Source organism: Propylenella binzhouense (genome assembly GCF_009866965.1).
Classification (GTDB): domain Bacteria; phylum Pseudomonadota; class Alphaproteobacteria; order Rhizobiales; family Afifellaceae; genus Propylenella; species Propylenella binzhouense.
On sequence record NZ_SPKJ01000224.1, the window covers coordinates 1 to 697 of the forward strand.

Sequence of the window (697 nt, forward strand, 5' to 3'; positions counted from 1 at the left end):
GAACCGCAGAGCCGCGCCAAACCGCCGCCCCGCAACCGGTGAACGCTGATATAGGAGCCTCGAAAACCCCTGTCAACGCCCTTCCGACAACCCCGCCCGAACCGCCCCGCCAGGGAACCATCCAGGCAATGAAACCCGCACCGGAACATCCCGCCGGAGCCAAAACCCCAGCCCGTCCCGATACGGAAGGCAATCGGAAAAACCGCCCCGGAACCAACCGGCCCCGCAGCAGCCACCGCCATATACGAACCACCCCCAAACCATGTCAACCACATGACACCAGAAAAAAGGAAAGACGACGCAACCGGCTCGCGCGGCCGCGCTCGGTTAGCCGGTTAGCGATTGACAGGGCACCGGGCGGCTGCCACCTCTAGCCACGAAGCGGTCACATTCACGATCTTATGAGGATCGGCCGCGCGGAATCGCTTTGCGGCCTTGAACGGGGGGCGGGGTCCAGGAGTGATAGCCTCGAACGCGCATCACATCCGCCGACCTGCCATCGACCTCGGCGACGAGGACCCGATCTATCTCCAATCCGTCAAGCAGGCCCCGCCCGACCGGCGCCGCCTCAGCCTGCGCTGGCTCGCGGCCTCGGTCCTGACCGGGGCCGCGGCGCTCGGGCTCGGGGGCGGCGCACTGCAGGCCGCCGTCGGTCTCGGGCCGGGCGCCGTGCTGGCGCCGACCTTCGAGGCGGCAC

Annotated in this window: 1 protein-coding gene; it reads left to right on the forward strand. The window is 68.0% G+C overall.

Going from position 1 to position 697, the window contains the following annotated elements; translation table 11 throughout:
- Positions 1–459 precede the first annotated feature (459 nt).
- On the forward strand, positions 460–697 hold a 238-nt coding region (locus E4O86_RS23045), incomplete at its 3' end, for a hypothetical protein (protein ID WP_161142862.1).